Genomic DNA, 14,538 nt, shown 5'->3' with positions numbered 1-14,538 from the left:
GCCCCCTACCCGACCTTCGTCGGCACTGACTAACCCCGGCCATCATGCGAGACTGTCGTCCCGGGCCTGGAATGCCTGGGCGTTCTTATGTCCGGAGTATTCATGACGCTGTCCAGCGGGCTGATCGCCGCCGTTGCCCTGGCCTATATGGCCATTATGTTTGCCATCGCCTTCTACGGTGACCGCCGCCGTGCGCCCCTGCCGCCACGGGTGCGTGCGTGGGTGTATAGCCTGTCGCTGGCGGTGTACTGCACCAGTTGGACCTTCTTCGGCGCTGTAGGTCAGGCCGCCGAACAGTTGTGGGCATTTTTACCGATCTACCTGGGCCCCGTCCTGCTGCTGGTGCTGGCGCCCTGGGTCCTGCAAAAGATGATTCTGATCAGCAAGCAGGAAAACATCACCTCCATCGCCGACTTTATCGCCGCGCGCTATGGCAAATCCCAGTCCCTGGCCGTGGTCGTGGCGCTGATCTGCCTGGTGGGCGTGCTGCCTTATATTGCCCTGCAACTCAAAGGCATCGTGCTGGGGGTCAACCTGCTGATTGGCGCCGGCGCCGATGCCACCGGCACGCGGGCCCAAGACACCGCCCTGATCGTGTCCCTGGTGCTGGCGCTGTTCACCATCGTGTTCGGCACGCGCAACCTCGACGCCACGGAGCACCACCGTGGCATGGTGCTGGCGATTGCCTTCGAGTCTCTGGTCAAGCTGTTCGCGTTTCTCGCGGTGGGTGCGTTTGTGACCTACGGCCTGTACGACGGTTTCAACGATCTGTTCAGCCAGGCAATGCTTGCGCCGAGGCTGGAGGAATACTGGAAAGAGACCGTCAACTGGCCCTCGATGGTGGTGCAGACCGGCGTGGCGATGATGGCGATCATCTGTCTACCCCGCCAGTTCCACGTCACTGTCGTGGAGAACATCGAGCCCCAGGACCTGCGCCTGGCCAAGTGGGTGTTCCCGGCGTATCTGGTGCTGGCCGCACTGTTTGTAGTGCCGATTGCCCTGGGCGGCAAGATGCTGCTGCCCAGCTCGGTACTGCCGGACTCCTACGTGATCAGCCTGCCTCTGGCCGAAGCCCATCCGGCCCTGGCGCTGCTGGCGTTTATCGGCGGTGCGTCGGCGGCGACCGGCATGGTCATCGTGGCCAGTGTGGCGCTGTCGACCATGGTCTCCAACGATATGTTGCTGCCGTGGCTGCTGCGCCGAACCAACGCCGAGCGCCCGTTCGAAGTCTTCCGTCACTGGATGCTCTCGGTACGCCGGGTCAGTATCGTGATCATTCTGCTGCTGGCCTATGTCAGCTACCGCTTGCTCGGCTCCACCGCCAGTCTGGCGACCATCGGCCAGATTGCGTTTGCCGCCGTGACCCAGCTGGCACCGGCGATGCTCGGCGCGCTGTACTGGAAGCAAGCCAACCGGCGCGGCGTGTTTGCCGGCCTGGCGGCGGGCACTTTCCTGTGGTTCTACACCCTGGTGCTGCCAATTGCCGCCCATAGCCTGGGCTGGTCGCTGAATATCTTCCCGGGCCTGGCCTGGCTGCATGGCAACCCACTGGGGCTGCCGATCACCCCACTGACCCAGGGCGTGGTGCTGTCTTTGGCGGGTAACTTCACCCTGTTCGCCTGGGTCTCGGTGCTGTCGCGCACACGGGTATCGGAGCATTGGCAGGCCGGGCGGTTCATCGGCCAGGAAACCAGCCAGCGCGCCAGCGCCCGCTCCATGCTCTCGGTGCAGATCAATGACCTGTTGAGCCTGGCCGCGCGTTTTGTCGGCGAAGAACGAGCGCAACAGAGCTTCATCCGCTTCGCCTACCGCCAAGGCAAGGGCTTTAATCCCAACCAGAATGCCGACAACGACTGGATCGCCCACACTGAACGGCTGCTGGCTGGCGTACTGGGTGCATCGTCGACGCGGGCGGTGGTGAAAGCAGCGATTGAAGGCCGCGAAATGCAGCTGGAGGACGTAGTCCGTATCGCTGACGAAGCCTCCGAAGTGCTGCAGTTCAACCGGGCGCTGTTGCAGGGCGCGATCGAGAACATCACCCAGGGCATCAGCGTGGTGGATCAGTCCCTCAAGCTGGTGGCCTGGAACCGTCGTTACCTGGAGCTGTTCAACTACCCCGAGGGCCTGATCAGCGTCGGCCGGCCGATTGCCGACATTATTCGCTACAACGCCGAGCGCGGACTGTGCGGCCCGGGCGAGGCCGAAGTCCACGTGGCACGGCGCCTGCACTGGATGCGCCAGGGCCGGGCCCATACTTCGGAACGGCTGTTTCCCAATGGCCGGGTGATCGAGCTGATCGGCAACCCGATGCCGGGTGGCGGGTTCGTCATGAGTTTTACTGACATTACTGCCTTCCGCGAGGCCGAGCAGGCCCTGACCGAGGCCAACGAGGGCCTGGAGCAGCGGGTCACCGAGCGTACCCATGAACTGTCGCAACTGAACGTGGCCCTGACCGATGCCAAAGGTGTGGCCGAGTCGGCCAACCAGTCGAAAACCCGCTTCCTCGCCGCGGTCAGTCATGACCTGATGCAACCGTTGAACGCTGCGCGACTGTTCTCGGCCGCCCTCTCCCACCAGAGCGAAGGTTTGTCCGGAGAAGCCCGGCAACTGGTGCAACACCTGGACAGTTCGTTGCGCTCGGCCGAAGACCTGATCAGCGACTTGCTGGATATCTCCCGCCTGGAAAACGGCAAGATCAACCCTCAGCGTCAGCCATTTGCCTTGAGTGAACTGTTCGACGCCCTGGGCGCGGAGTTCAAGGTGCTGGCCCAGGAGCAAGGCTTGCGTTTCCGCCTGCGCGGCAGTCACTTGCGCGTCGACAGTGATATCAAACTGCTGCGGCGGATCCTGCAGAATTTCCTGACCAACGCCTTCCGCTATGCCCACGGCCCGGTGCTGCTGGGTGTACGACGGCGGCGTGGCGAACTGCGCCTGGAAGTGTGGGACCGTGGCCCGGGCATTCCGCTGGACAAACAGAAAGTCATCTTCGAAGAGTTCAAGCGCCTGGACAGCCACCAGACCCGTGCCGAGAAAGGCCTGGGCCTTGGCCTGGCCATTGCTGACGGCCTGTGCCGAGTGCTCGGCCACCGCTTGCGCGTGCGCTCATGGCCAGGCAAAGGCAGCGTGTTCAGCGTCAGCGTGCCGCTGGCCAAGGCGCAGACCAGCGTGCAGGTACAAGCCACACCGGAAAAGGGCCTGCCGTTGAGCGGCGCCCAGGTGCTGTGCGTGGACAACGAAGACAGCATCCTGATTGGCATGCGCAGCCTGTTGAGCCGCTGGGGCTGCCAGGTCTGGACCGCACGCGATCAGGCGCAATGCGCCGTGTTGCTGGCAGAAGGCATGCGCCCGCAATTGGCCCTGGTGGATTACCACCTGGACCACGGCGAGACAGGTACCGAATTGATGGGTTGGCTGCGCGCACAACTGGCGGAACCGATTCCGGGGGTGGTGATCAGCGCCGATGGCCGGCCGGAAATGGTGGCCGAGGTGCATGCGGCGGGCTTGGATTACCTGGCCAAACCGGTGAAACCGGCGGCGTTGCGGGCGCTGCTGAATCGGCATTTGCCGTTGTAACGTGTGGGAGTTGGTTTGCCTGCGATGGTCAACGGTATCTACACGACTCTTTCGTGGTTCTTGGGGTTGTGTACAGATCCATTGCTACGGTCACGGCGGCTATTGGTTCCGCCCTTACGGCGGGTCACTTTTGGAAAAGAGCCCGGAGTGCCGGCCCAGCCAAAAGTAACCAAAAGGGCTCCTGCCCCACCACTCGGCACCTCGCCTGGGCTCAGTGTGCCCGTCATCCGACATTGATTTGGGGGGCCGCCGCGATGGGCCATCCATGGCCCATCGCGGCTAACCCGGCGTCCTGCCGGGTTACCCCCCAAATCAATATCGGATGACGGCCAGCGTGGTTTAACGGGGCGCCTGAGATCAAAATCACAAGCAAAGCGAGGCGGCCTTAGAGCCGACCTGATCATTGAAGCGTGCGCGTCCTCCGGCTCCCACAAAAGCCCACTCCCGCATTTCGGTTCTGCGTCTAGTCAGGTAGCTGGGCGACGCCATCTTCGTCGGTCATCGCTTTTTCCAACAGATCCGCAGGCAGACCTTTACTGGCGCGCGCGCCGAGCAGCTTCAATTGTTCCACCCGGCTGACCAGATTGCCGCGACCATCTGTGAGCTTGTTGCGCGCTGCACTGTAAGCCTTATCCAGCTGTTGTAGGCGATTACCCACTTCATCCAGGTCCTGGATAAACAATACGAACTTGTCGTACAGCCAGCCGGCGCGTTCGGCAATTTCCCGGGCGTTCTGGCTTTGCCGCTCCTGCTTCCACAGGCTGTCGATCACCCGCAGGGTCGCCAGCAAGGTGGTAGGGCTGACGATTACGATATGGCGGTCGAAGGCTTCCTGGAACAGGTTCGGCTCGGCCTGCAACGCAGCCGAAAACGCGGCCTCGATGGGCACGAACAACAACACGAAATCCAGGCTGTGCAAGCCTTCAAGACGCTTGTAGTCCTTGCCGGCCAAGCCTTTGACATGATTGCGCAGTGACAGCACGTGCTGCTTGAGGGCGGCTTGGCCGATCACCTCGTCATCGGCCGCCACGTACTGCTGATACGCAGTGAGGCTGACCTTGGAGTCCACCACTACCTGCCTGTCGCCCGGCAACATGATCAGCACGTCCGGCTGGAAACGCTCGCCATCGGGGCCCTTGAGGCTGACCTGGGTCTGGTACTCGCGGCCCTTCTCCAGGCCGGCATGTTCCAGCACCCGCTCCAGAATCAACTCACCCCAGTTGCCTTGGGTCTTCTGCCCCTTGAGGGCGCGGGTGAGGTTGGTGGCTTCGTCCGACAGGCGCAGGTTCAATTGCTGTAGGCGCTCCAGCTCCTTGCCCAGGGAAAATCGCTCCCGCGCCTCGTTCTGATAGCTTTCTTCCACGCGCTTTTCGAACGACTGGATGCGCTCCTTCAGCGGGTCAAGCAATTGCCCGAGGCGTTGCTGGCTGGTTTCGGCAAATCGCTGCTCGCGCTCGTCGAAGATCTTCCCGGCCAACTCGGCGAACTGCGCGCGCAGCTCATCCCGCGAGCCTTGCAGGTCGTTAAGGCGTTGTTGATGGCTGTCCTGCTGCTCGCGCAGTTCGGCACGCAGGGAGGCCGACAAGGCGTCCAGGCGGCGCAGCTCGCCTTCCTTGGCGGAGCGCTCGAGGTTCCAGGCGTGGGCCGCATCGCGGGCGTTGTCGCGATCGATCTGCAGCAGCTCGACTTCCCGGCGTACCGCCGCCAGGTCGGCCTGTTTGGCCGCATTGGCCTGGCTCAGGTCGCTGATCTCGTCACGGCTGGCGTCCAGTTGTGCGGCCAGCCCTTCCTGGGCCATCTGCGCGGTAGCCAGGCGCTCCTCCAACAGCTCCCAACCGGCGCTGCGAGCGTTCAGGCGACGCTGGATCTGCCAGCACAGGACCATCAGAGGCAACGCCGCAGCGGCGAGGCCCAGTGCCACACTGGTCCAGTCAAAAGCCATAGCCATTCCTGCCATTACGGTAAAAGAGGAAGGTTAACCAAGCAGGCGCTTCGTGGACAGCTCAGTCTTTGATCTGACCCAGTTCACGCTGGGCGCCAGGGTCGCCGGCACGGGCGGCCTGGCGCAGCAGGTCGTGGCCGATGCGGCGGTCCCGGGCATTGCCGCACTCACGGCACATCAACAGGCCCAGGCGACTCTGCGCCACGACCACCCCTTCACGGGCGGGCTGCTTGAGCAAACGCCCGGCGAAGTGCTTGATATTGGGGTTATCGCCAATGCGCGGGTTATCCAGCAGCCACAGCGCGACTTTCAAAGAAAAACGCTTGGGCGGGGTAACACTCGGAGGGTTGTCGGTAACAGCGGGTGATACTGAGCGAAACTTCATAAAGCACTGTAGGGCAGAACGGAAGGCGCGCCACTCTACTCCTTTTTTCGTACGGGTAAAGCTGAAAAAACCCGGCACGCCCGTTCTAGAGCAAGCGCTTGGGACAATCCACAGAAGCTGTGGATAACTCAGTGGACAACCGTGCTTTAACTCGCGCAAAGGCCCATGGAACGGGGGCCGCGCTTAAACTGACGATTTTTTCACCAATAAAAAAAAGCCAGATTTTTCATTGACTTAAATTTTCGATGCAGGCATTCGTGGGCTAATCCGACCACACGCCTTCCTGGTGACACACTGCGCAACCAATGTGCACAACTACCTGCCTGGTGGTTATATCGCCGCCGCTTTGTGGCCCAAAACGTTACAGGGGTGACACACAAGCGTGGGCTGTACCAGGGGCCCAAGTAAGGTATTTTTGCTAACACACTTGCTTTACCGGTTTCAAGCCATTACTATCCGCAGCGTTAGTACCAAGCTGAAAGTCAATTCTGGTCGAATAAATCCCCGCGACGTAGCTTCCCTAAAGAGAAGTTTTGTCAATCTTGATGGGATCGACCACCTCGATGGTTTCCAGGTATCACTTGCGACGACACTGCCTTTGAACAATGCAAAGGGTGTCGCGAAGTTTCCATACTCTGACCGAACCAACCTGCAAATTGATCAGGATCTTCACCCTGGGCCCAGAACCTTTGCCCCTGTTGTGTTGCCTGCCCTCCTAAGTACCTACCTGCCAGCCCAAGCGCGCCAAATTATTCAGCGCTTCAAACTGGCTGCTTTGTTCCAGTCGGGTTCTTCGCATGATCAATGGTGATCAGCGTCACTGGAACGTTTTAACGTTGCACGGTTCTTATCCGTGTCATTTGTAGGAACACCAATAATATGTCCACTCAAATCCATACTCAGGATGCCATTCGCACCCTCACCAATGCTTTTGCTCCAATGAACTGCCTGATCATGGCCGCTCGCAAAGGCTGCTTCAGCTTCACCCTGGTCAACGAACACGGCATCGCTCGTCACAGCGAACGCCTGTACCCCGATCAATACTCCAGCGCAGAGCCGCTGCAGGCCGTGATCGAGCGTACCCGTCAGGCCCTGGTTGCCTGATTGACCCGACGCTGAACATCGAAAACCCTGCCCGCAAAGCAGGGTTTTTTATTGCCTGGAATTCGGTTTTTTGTCGGTTGGCTTTAGGTCAAACAGATATAACGCTTATAACCACCCACCGGAAATATTTTAAAAACAGACCTTTACGTCGTGAATCTGACACTACACTTCAACTCAGGCGGCATGATCCGCCTCCGGCGAGCCTGAGATCCGATCCACCGCTGCCAAGCCCCCTCTTCTCAGGCATCGCCGACCATTTTCAAGGGTTCCGAGGGTTCTATGGGCATTGCCGCCAGCGAATTGTGTCGTTATGTGATCCGACCCACGCTGATTTACCTGGGTCGCCACAGCCAAACCGCAGAATCCCTGCTGCTGGGGGTTGCCGCCAGCCAATCGGAACTGGGCTCGGCCCTGCATGACCGGCGCGGCCACGGCCTGTACCGCATTACCGAATCGCGCCACAGGGCCTTATGGGACAGCTACCTGGCCCTCGACCCGGAACGTGCCAGCCTGGTGCGCGGCCTCGCCAGCCAGCATGCCTTCCTCAGCGGGCCGCAGCTGGAACTGACGGTCAACCTGCGCTACGCCACCGCCATCGCCTGGTTGCTGGTGGAACAACATCGCCCCGAACTGCCCCAACCCGACGATCTGCTGGCAATGGCGCGTATCTGGAAAGAAATATTTCACCCTCAGGGTCGGCTGCGGGATTACACCCAGGCCTGGCAAACCTGTGTAAACCCAATGAATCAGGTCGCGTGCTGATCGGGCGCTTTGCAAGATTCGGCAAAAAGCGGCAATTTTGGTCGGATTGTCCTACAAAACCGCTCTATCTCCGGCATTACAGCCTATAGCGCTAAGTTAATTTTATTGATACTTTCCGCAGCGGTGATCACCCCGGAGTTCTAATAATGAAAAAAGTAATGCTCAAGACCACACTTAGCCTCGCCGTTGCCATGGCCTCCTCCCAACTGTTCGCAAGCGGCTTTGCCCTCAACGAACAAAGCGTCAGCGGGATGGGTACCGGGTTCGCGGGCCGTTCTTCTTCTGCCGATGATGCAAGCACTGTTTTTGGCAACCCTGCCGGTATGGCTCGCCTTGAAGGCCAGCAAGTCACGGGCGGTGTTGCGGCAATTGATGCTTCCACTGATATCAAAGATGTCAGCGGTCGCTCCAGCGGCACCAACAAAGGCGACATGGTCCCCTTCACGGCGGTACCGTTCGGCTTCTACACCAACAAACTCAATGACCAGTGGGCAGTCGGCTTCGGTGTGTATGCACCGTTCGGCCTGATTACCGACTACGAGAGCAAATATCAGGGCCGTGGCTTTGGCAGCAAAAGTGAAGTTCAAGTCATCACTTTCCAGCCAACCGTCAGCTATGCCTTCAACGACAGGGTTTCCGTCGGTTTTGGTCCAACCTTCAACCGCATTGCCGGCACCCTGGAATCAGAACTGACACTGAACCCTGCTGCGCCTGACACCCGGATCAAGATCAAGGGCGACGATACTGCCATTGGCTTCAACGCCGGCGTGCTGGTCCAGGCAACCGATAGCACCCGCGTTGGCCTGACCTACCACTCGAAGGTCAAGTACAAACTTGAAGGCCACACCGAAGTGAACGCCCCGGCCATCACCTCCGGCGCCCTGGCGACCGGTCGTTATGACGCCTCGCTGAAAATCGACACCCCTGAATCCTGGGATCTATCGGTTACCCAGGACATGAACGACGCCTGGAAGCTGTATGCCGGTGCCACCTGGACGCGCTGGAGCCGTCTGAAGGACATCACCGTCAACAACAAAGGCGTGACCACCGCCGGCGGCGGCTTCGCCCCAACGCTGGTAGGTACCATCAAGGAAGAACAGAACTGGCACGACACCTGGGCTTATGCCGTGGGTACCTCTTACCAGTTGACCAAGCAGGTTGTGCTGCGTACCGGCTTGACCTTCGACCAGTCGCCAACCAACAGCACTGATCGTTCGCCACGTATCCCTACCGGCGACCGGACCATCTTCAGCGTTGGCCTGGGCTACGCCGTCATGGATAACATGACCATCGACCTGGCCTACTCCTACCTCAAGGAAGAAGAAGTCAGCGTCAACCGCTCCAACCAGTTGGCCAGCTACAACGCCAAGTACAAAAACAGCGCCAACGGTTTCGGCCTGGGCATGACATACAAGTTCTGATCCAACGCTGCATAAAAAAGCCCCGCTCTCCTGCAAAGGAGGCGGGGCTTTTTAGTGGCTGATAATCAGGGTTTGGAAGCCAGTGCCTGCTCCACGGCCTTGATCAGATCCGGGCTATCCGGTTTGGTCAGGCTGGAGAAGCTGGCGATCACCTTGCCCTGGCGATCCACCACGTACTTGTAGAAATTCCATTTCGGCGCGTTGCTCTGCTCGGCCAGGACCTTGAACAGATGCGCCGCATCGGGGCCCCTGACCTTCTGTGGCTCGGTCATGGTGAACGTCACGCCGTAGTTCACATAGCAGACCTTGGCCGTTTCCTCGCCTGTCTTGGCTTCTTGCTTGAAGTCATCGGAGGGCACACCAATCACTTCCAGGCCGTCACCTTTGTAGCGCTGATACAACGCCTCCAGTCCCTTGAACTGCGGGGCGAACCCACAAAAACTGGCGGTATTGACGATCACCAGGGGCTTGCCGGCAAAGCGCTGGCACAGGTCGATGGACTCCTTGGCGCGCAATTTGGGCAACTGGCCCTCAAGCAACGTTGGGCAATCGGCGGCCATGGCGACACCACCAAGGCCCATCATCAGGGCGGGTACTGCAAGCCAACGCATTAACATGTCGGGTGTCCTTGGACAAAGTCAGGCAAACAACTTAACAGATCGACATACCCAGTTGCATCAACGCCAGCCCGCTGCGCTGCCAGCCCCACCAGGCCAGCAGCAACAGCGTCAGCAGGCCGGCTGCGCCAACCCAGTACCCGATCGAGTTCATGCTACCCCCATCTGCGCTTGCAACCTGGCCACAGGCCGCTCACGCACGGGCCAATTAAGGGCGGCCGCGACCAGGCTCAAGACGATCGCCACCTGCCAGATCAAATCGTAGTTACCGGTTCGATCATAGACCACGCCCCCCAGCCAGCCGCCGAGGAACGAGCCCAACTGATGGAACAGGAACACGATCCCACCCAGCATCGACAGGTTTCTCACACCAAATAAGGTCGCCACCGTACCGTTGGTCAGCGGCACGGTCGACAGCCATAAAAAGCCCATGGCCATGCCGAACAGGTAGGCACTCATTTGCGTCACCGGCGCCCACAGGAACAACACGATCACCACCGCCCGCAGCAGGTACAGCGCGGTGAGCAAACGCGGTTTGGACATCCGCCCGCCGAGCCAGCCCGCCGTGTAGGTGCCGAAGATATTGAACAGGCCGATCAGCGCCAACACCGTGGTGCCGACGGTCGCCGGCAGGTGCTGATCCACCAGGTAGGCCGGCAAGTGCACGCCGATAAACACCACTTGGAATCCGCAGACAAAAAAACCAAAGGCCAACAACCAGAAACCGGAATGGGAACAGGCTTCATGCAAAGCCTCGCGCAGGGTTTGCTGGCCAGCCATGACCGGCAGCGGGCGGTCCTTGATCATCGTCACCAACGGCACGATCAGCGCCACCAGCAGACCCAGCACCAACAAGGCGGCGGACCAGCCCAGCCAACCGATCAGGCCGAGGGTGCCCGGCAACATGGCGAACTGGCCAAAGGAACCGGCGGCGCTGGCAATGCCCATGGCCATGCTGCGTTTTTCCGGGGCCACGGCACGTCCGACCACGCCGAGGATCACCGAGAATGAGGTGCCGGACAGGCCGATACCGATCAACAAGCCGGCACTCAAGGACAGCGACCACGCCGAATCGGACAAGCCCATGAACACCAGGCCCAGGGCATACAGCACGCCACCGATCATCACCACTTTGGCCGCGCCAAAGCGGTCGGCCAGGGCTCCGGTAAACGGCTGCGCCAGGCCCCAGATCAGGTTTTGCAAGGCGATAGCAAAGGCAAAGGTTTCACGACCCCAGCCGAACTCGGCGCTCATGGGCGCCAGAAACAAACCAAAGCCATGCCGCACGCCCAGGGAAAGGGCCAGGATCAGCGCACTCCCGACAAGAATCCAGCCACTGGTACGCCACATCGAGGTCATTATTATTCTCCGCTACGGGTATATACCCGCTTGTATTCGAACAAGCCCGCGTTTAAGCGAGTTCATCCAGCAAGGCCAACAGGGTTTCGCGTTTTTGCACGCCCAATTTATCGATCAGTTTCTGCTGCGCCGCTTCCCAGGCCGGCAATGCGGCCGCCAGGCGCTGTTTGCCTTGCTCCGTGAGCACCACCAGACGGTTGCGCAGGTCATCGCCTTCGACCAACCGTACCAGGCCTTCGCCCTCCAGCACCCGCAGGTTACGCCCCAGGGTGCTGCGGTCCAGGCCCATGGCATCGGCCAGACTGGAAATACTCGGTTGATTCAGACGCTGCAGGTTACACAGCAAAGAATACTGGGCGACGTTGATTCCGAAGCCATCGAGGGCGCCGTCGTAGTGCCTGCTGACGCCACGGGCGGCACGACGCAGGTTGGTGCATAAACATTGGGAGGCAAGCATGGAACGTGTATATACCCGCGATTAAGGAAATGCAAGAAAGTGTTACAGAGCCAGGCCGATCAACACCGCCACTTCGAGCAGTTCCAGCAAGGCGCCGGCCGTGTCACCGGTGGTGCCGCCCAGTCGATTGATCATCACCTGCCGCAAGCCCACAAAGCAGATGGCCGCCAGCAACACCGCAATCCCGCCGCTGAAACCGCCGATCAACACACACGCCAGGCCACTGAGGATCAGCACCTGCTGCCCGACAATCCGTGGCAAATGGTCAGCCAGCGCCTGGCCCAGGCCCCCGGCACGCACATAGCGGGTGGTGAGAAACAGTGCCAGCAACGAGCTGCGACCGATCAATGGGGCGAGGATCAAGGCGGCGCCATTGTGTTGCTCGATCAGCGCCACCAGCGCGGTGAATTTAAGCAGCAGCACCAAGCCCAGGGTCACGACAGCAATCGGGCCGCTGCGCGGGTCCTTCATGATGCTCAGGGTGCGTTCTCGGTCGCCAAAGCCACCCAGCCAGGCGTCGGCGCTGTCCGCCAGGCCATCCAGGTGCAGGCCGCCACTGAGCAACACCCACGCCGTCAGCAGCAAGGCCCCGTGCAACAGCAAGGGCGCGCCCATTAACAGCATGTTCAAGCCCCACAGCAGCAACCCGAACAACAGCCCCACCAGCGGATAAAACAGCAGCGAGCGCCCCAGCTCCTGGGGTTGCGGCATGCCCGGCAGGCGAATCGGCAGGCTGCTGAGAAACTGCAAGGCAATCCAGAATGGCAACATTCAGGCGCCCTCGCTCAACACACCGTCGGCCTCGACCCGCAGGCTGAACAGGCCGCCGTGGCCCACCTCGACATTCAGCAACTGCTCACGGGGCAAGCCGCGGGCCTGGGCCAGCAGTAAACGCATGACGCCACCATGGCTGATCAGCAGCACCCGTTGGCCGGCATACAGCTGATGCAGACGTAGGACAGCGTCCCGTACACGCTGGGAAAAGGCCTCGACAGGCTCGCCATCCGGCGGCGTAAAGCTATACGGATCAGCCCAGAAAAGCCCCAATGCCTCGGCATCGGTTTCCATCAATTGCACCGCGCTCTGCCCTTCCCAGGCGCCGAAGTGCAGTTCCTGCAGATCCTGTTCCAGGCTCACCGGCAGGTTCAGGCGTGCGCCCAACTCCTCAGCAAAACGCGCGCAGCGCTGCAGCGGCGAGCTGACCAGACGATCCCACGGCCCGCGCGCCAGCACCGCCTCGCGCATCTGTGCCCAGCCCTTGGCGGTCAGGGCATCATCCAGGCTGCCGCGCAAACCGCCGCCCAGTTCGGTCTCACCATGGCGTAGCAGGTCCAGGTGCAAGGTCATGCCGGGCGGTCCGCCACGGCCGCTTCTGCAAATGTCGCCATCTGCCCGTGTAACGCACAGGCCAGACGCAACAGCGGCACCGCCAGCGCCGCGCCGCTGCCCTCGCCCAGGCGCAGGCCCAGTTCCAGCAGTGGCTGGGCTTCAAGGCTATGCAACACATGGCGATGGCCCGGCTCGGCGCCCCGATGGCCGAACAACAGCCATGGCCGGCACGACGGGTTGAGGCGCGTGGCGACCAGCGCCGCGACGCTGCAGATAAACCCGTCGACCAGCACCACCACCCCCGCCTGGGCGCAGGCCAGATAGGCCCCCACCAACCCGGCGATCTCCAGGCCACCGAGATTGAACAAGGTCTGCAACGGGTCGCCCCGCTGCCCGGCATGCAATGCCAGGGCCCGCTCGATCACCGCCACTTTATGGCTCACGCCCTGGGCATTCAGGCCGGTGCCGGGACCGGTCAGGTCGCTGACTTGGCAATCGAGCAAGGCACAGGCCAGCGCACTGGCGGCAGTGGTGTTGCCGATGCCCATCTCACCGCCAATAAACAGCTGCGCACCGGCGTTGATCGCGCGCTGCACGCTGTCACGCCCCGCCGCCAGGGCCAACTGGCCCTGGGCCTCGGTCATGGCCGCGCCCAGCACAAAATTGGCCGTGCCCGGGGCGATATTCAGGTGGCGCACGCCCGGCAGGTCGAGCGACGGCTTCACGGTGCCCAGATCCACCACTTCCAGCTGTGCATCCAGTTGGCGGGCCAGCACACTGATCGCCGCGCCACCGCTGACAAAGTTATGCAGCATCTGCCCGGTGACTTCCTGGGGATAGGCCGAGACCCCTTCCGCGACCACTCCGTGATCGCCGGCAAAGATGGCGATCCACACCTGCTCGACCGTCGGTTTGACCCGGCCCTGCAAACCGGCCAGTTGCACCGCCAACGCTTCCAGTTGCCCCAGGGACCCGGCGGGCTTGGTCAGTTGTTGCTGGCGGGCCAGGGCTTGTTCATAAGCCGCAGCGTCCAGCGCCTTGCACGGGTCCAGCCACCAGGATGGGCTCATAACGCAGTACCTTTCAAAGTCAGGGGCAGGCCGGCAACGGTCAGCACTACACGCTGACACCGCTCGGCCAAGGCTTGATGCAGCCATCCGGCTTCATCCACATAGCGGCGAGTCAATTCGCCCAGCGGCACGACACCCAGACCGGTCTCGTTGCTGACAAAAATGATTTCGCCCGGCAGCGACGCCAGGCAGTCCAGCAGGGATTCACGCTCGACGCCCAGGCGCTGCGGGTCGTCCAGCAGCAACAGGTTGGTGAGCCACAGGGTCAGGCAATCGACCAGCAGGCAATGCCCAGGGGCCGCGTTTTCACGCAGAACCCGCGCCAATTCCAGCGGTTCCTCGATCAACCCCCACTGGCTGGGACGGCGCTGGCGATGCAGGGCCACGCGCGCATTCATCTCACCGTCCAGGGGTTGGCTGGTGGCGATATAGGTGACAGGCATGGCGCTGTCGCTGGCGAGTTTTTCCGCCAGGCGGCTTTTACCAGAGCGGGCGCCGCCGAGGATCAGTTGCAACATG

Annotated in this window: 13 protein-coding genes; 4 read left to right on the top strand and 9 right to left on the bottom strand. The window is 61.3% G+C overall.

The genetic code is table 11. The annotated features are described in order from the left end of the window. Positions 1 to 102 precede the first annotated feature (102 nt). A complete protein-coding gene (locus tag HU773_RS08215; protein ID WP_186626321.1) occupies positions 103 to 3,573 on the top strand; it encodes a hybrid sensor histidine kinase/response regulator in 3,471 nt (1,156 codons plus the stop codon). Between the two features lie 463 nt (positions 3,574 to 4,036). Here HU773_RS08215 and HU773_RS08210 read toward each other — a convergent pair whose 3' ends face one another. Then, positions 4,037 to 5,401, bottom strand: coding sequence for a DNA recombination protein RmuC (locus HU773_RS08210; protein WP_162947788.1), 1,365 nt, complete (start codon positions 5,399 to 5,401; stop codon positions 4,037 to 4,039). A 175-nt stretch (positions 5,402 to 5,576) separates the two neighbouring features. Beyond that, on the bottom strand, positions 5,577 to 5,900 hold the full coding sequence (locus tag HU773_RS08205; RefSeq protein ID WP_057438775.1) for an SEL1-like repeat protein: 324 nt from the start codon (positions 5,898 to 5,900) through the stop codon (positions 5,577 to 5,579). 879 nt (positions 5,901 to 6,779) lie between these two features. Here HU773_RS08205 and HU773_RS08200 point away from each other — a divergent pair. The 3 genes from HU773_RS08200 (at position 6,780) to HU773_RS08190 (ending at position 9,187) form a co-directional block, all read left to right on the top strand. Beyond that, a complete protein-coding gene (locus HU773_RS08200) occupies positions 6,780 to 7,004 on the top strand; it encodes a hypothetical protein (protein ID WP_007898912.1) in 225 nt (74 codons plus the stop codon). A gap of 279 nt (positions 7,005 to 7,283) precedes the next feature. Then, a complete protein-coding gene (locus tag HU773_RS08195) occupies positions 7,284 to 7,766 on the top strand; it encodes a hypothetical protein (RefSeq protein WP_057958860.1) in 483 nt (160 codons plus the stop codon). Between the two features lie 146 nt (positions 7,767 to 7,912). After that, a complete protein-coding gene (locus tag HU773_RS08190; RefSeq protein WP_057958859.1) occupies positions 7,913 to 9,187 on the top strand; it encodes an OmpP1/FadL family transporter in 1,275 nt (424 codons plus the stop codon). Positions 9,188 to 9,252: 65 nt separating this feature from the next. Here the strand turns inward: HU773_RS08190 and HU773_RS08185 are convergent, their stop codons facing one another. The 7 genes from HU773_RS08185 to cobU form a co-directional block, all read right to left on the bottom strand. Then, positions 9,253 to 9,804, bottom strand: a complete 552-nt coding sequence (locus HU773_RS08185; protein WP_057958858.1) for a glutathione peroxidase — start codon at positions 9,802 to 9,804, stop codon at positions 9,253 to 9,255. Positions 9,805 to 9,954: 150 nt separating this feature from the next. Further along, on the bottom strand, positions 9,955 to 11,154 hold the full coding sequence (locus HU773_RS08180; protein WP_162947787.1) for an MFS transporter: 1,200 nt from the start codon (positions 11,152 to 11,154) through the stop codon (positions 9,955 to 9,957). Between the two features lie 61 nt (positions 11,155 to 11,215). Then, positions 11,216 to 11,620: a MarR family winged helix-turn-helix transcriptional regulator gene (locus HU773_RS08175; RefSeq protein ID WP_057438770.1), complete on the bottom strand. Its 405-nt coding sequence runs from the start codon at positions 11,618 to 11,620 to the stop codon at positions 11,216 to 11,218. A 42-nt stretch (positions 11,621 to 11,662) separates the two neighbouring features. Next, complete coding sequence (locus HU773_RS08170) at positions 11,663 to 12,391, bottom strand: adenosylcobinamide-GDP ribazoletransferase (RefSeq protein ID WP_057958857.1); 729 nt, start codon at positions 12,389 to 12,391, stop codon at positions 11,663 to 11,665. Next, positions 12,392 to 12,967, bottom strand: coding sequence for an alpha-ribazole phosphatase family protein (gene cobC, locus HU773_RS08165; RefSeq protein ID WP_057958856.1), 576 nt, complete (start codon positions 12,965 to 12,967; stop codon positions 12,392 to 12,394). Beyond that, positions 12,964 to 14,019, bottom strand: coding sequence for a nicotinate-nucleotide--dimethylbenzimidazole phosphoribosyltransferase (gene cobT, locus HU773_RS08160; RefSeq protein WP_120732201.1), 1,056 nt, complete (start codon positions 14,017 to 14,019; stop codon positions 12,964 to 12,966). Before cobT ends, cobC begins: the two co-directional genes overlap by 4 nt. Further along, complete coding sequence (cobU, locus tag HU773_RS08155; protein ID WP_057958854.1) at positions 14,016 to 14,537, bottom strand: bifunctional adenosylcobinamide kinase/adenosylcobinamide-phosphate guanylyltransferase; 522 nt, start codon at positions 14,535 to 14,537, stop codon at positions 14,016 to 14,018. The genes cobT and cobU overlap by 4 nt, the downstream gene beginning before the upstream one ends. Between the last annotated feature and the right edge of the window lies 1 nt (position 14,538).

This window comes from Pseudomonas shahriarae (assembly GCF_014268455.2).
GTDB classification, from domain to species: Bacteria; Pseudomonadota; Gammaproteobacteria; order Pseudomonadales; family Pseudomonadaceae; genus Aquipseudomonas; species Aquipseudomonas shahriarae.
Note: the sequence above shows the minus strand (reverse complement) of the source record. Positions and strands in the feature narration are given on the sequence as shown.

What these genes read in the sequence shown, in the direction of transcription:
- cobC (WP_057958856.1), bottom strand. Translation starts at nt 12,967, where the DNA reads ATGACCTTGCACCTGGACCTGCTACGCCATGGTGAGACCGAACTGGGC.
- HU773_RS08195 (WP_057958860.1), top strand. Translation starts at nt 7,284, where the DNA reads ATGGGCATTGCCGCCAGCGAATTGTGTCGTTATGTGATCCGACCCACG.
- HU773_RS08215 (WP_186626321.1), top strand. Translation starts at nt 103, where the DNA reads ATGACGCTGTCCAGCGGGCTGATCGCCGCCGTTGCCCTGGCCTATATG.
- HU773_RS08175 (WP_057438770.1), bottom strand. Translation starts at nt 11,620, where the DNA reads ATGCTTGCCTCCCAATGTTTATGCACCAACCTGCGTCGTGCCGCCCGT.
- HU773_RS08200 (WP_007898912.1), top strand. Translation starts at nt 6,780, where the DNA reads ATGTCCACTCAAATCCATACTCAGGATGCCATTCGCACCCTCACCAAT.
- HU773_RS08205 (WP_057438775.1), bottom strand. Translation starts at nt 5,900, where the DNA reads ATGAAGTTTCGCTCAGTATCACCCGCTGTTACCGACAACCCTCCGAGT.
- HU773_RS08185 (WP_057958858.1), bottom strand. Translation starts at nt 9,804, where the DNA reads ATGTTAATGCGTTGGCTTGCAGTACCCGCCCTGATGATGGGCCTTGGT.
- HU773_RS08170 (WP_057958857.1), bottom strand. Translation starts at nt 12,391, where the DNA reads ATGTTGCCATTCTGGATTGCCTTGCAGTTTCTCAGCAGCCTGCCGATT.
- HU773_RS08180 (WP_162947787.1), bottom strand. Translation starts at nt 11,154, where the DNA reads ATGTGGCGTACCAGTGGCTGGATTCTTGTCGGGAGTGCGCTGATCCTG.
- HU773_RS08190 (WP_057958859.1), top strand. Translation starts at nt 7,913, where the DNA reads ATGAAAAAAGTAATGCTCAAGACCACACTTAGCCTCGCCGTTGCCATG.
- cobU (WP_057958854.1), bottom strand. Translation starts at nt 14,537, where the DNA reads ATGTTGCAACTGATCCTCGGCGGCGCCCGCTCTGGTAAAAGCCGCCTG.
- cobT (WP_120732201.1), bottom strand. Translation starts at nt 14,019, where the DNA reads ATGAGCCCATCCTGGTGGCTGGACCCGTGCAAGGCGCTGGACGCTGCG.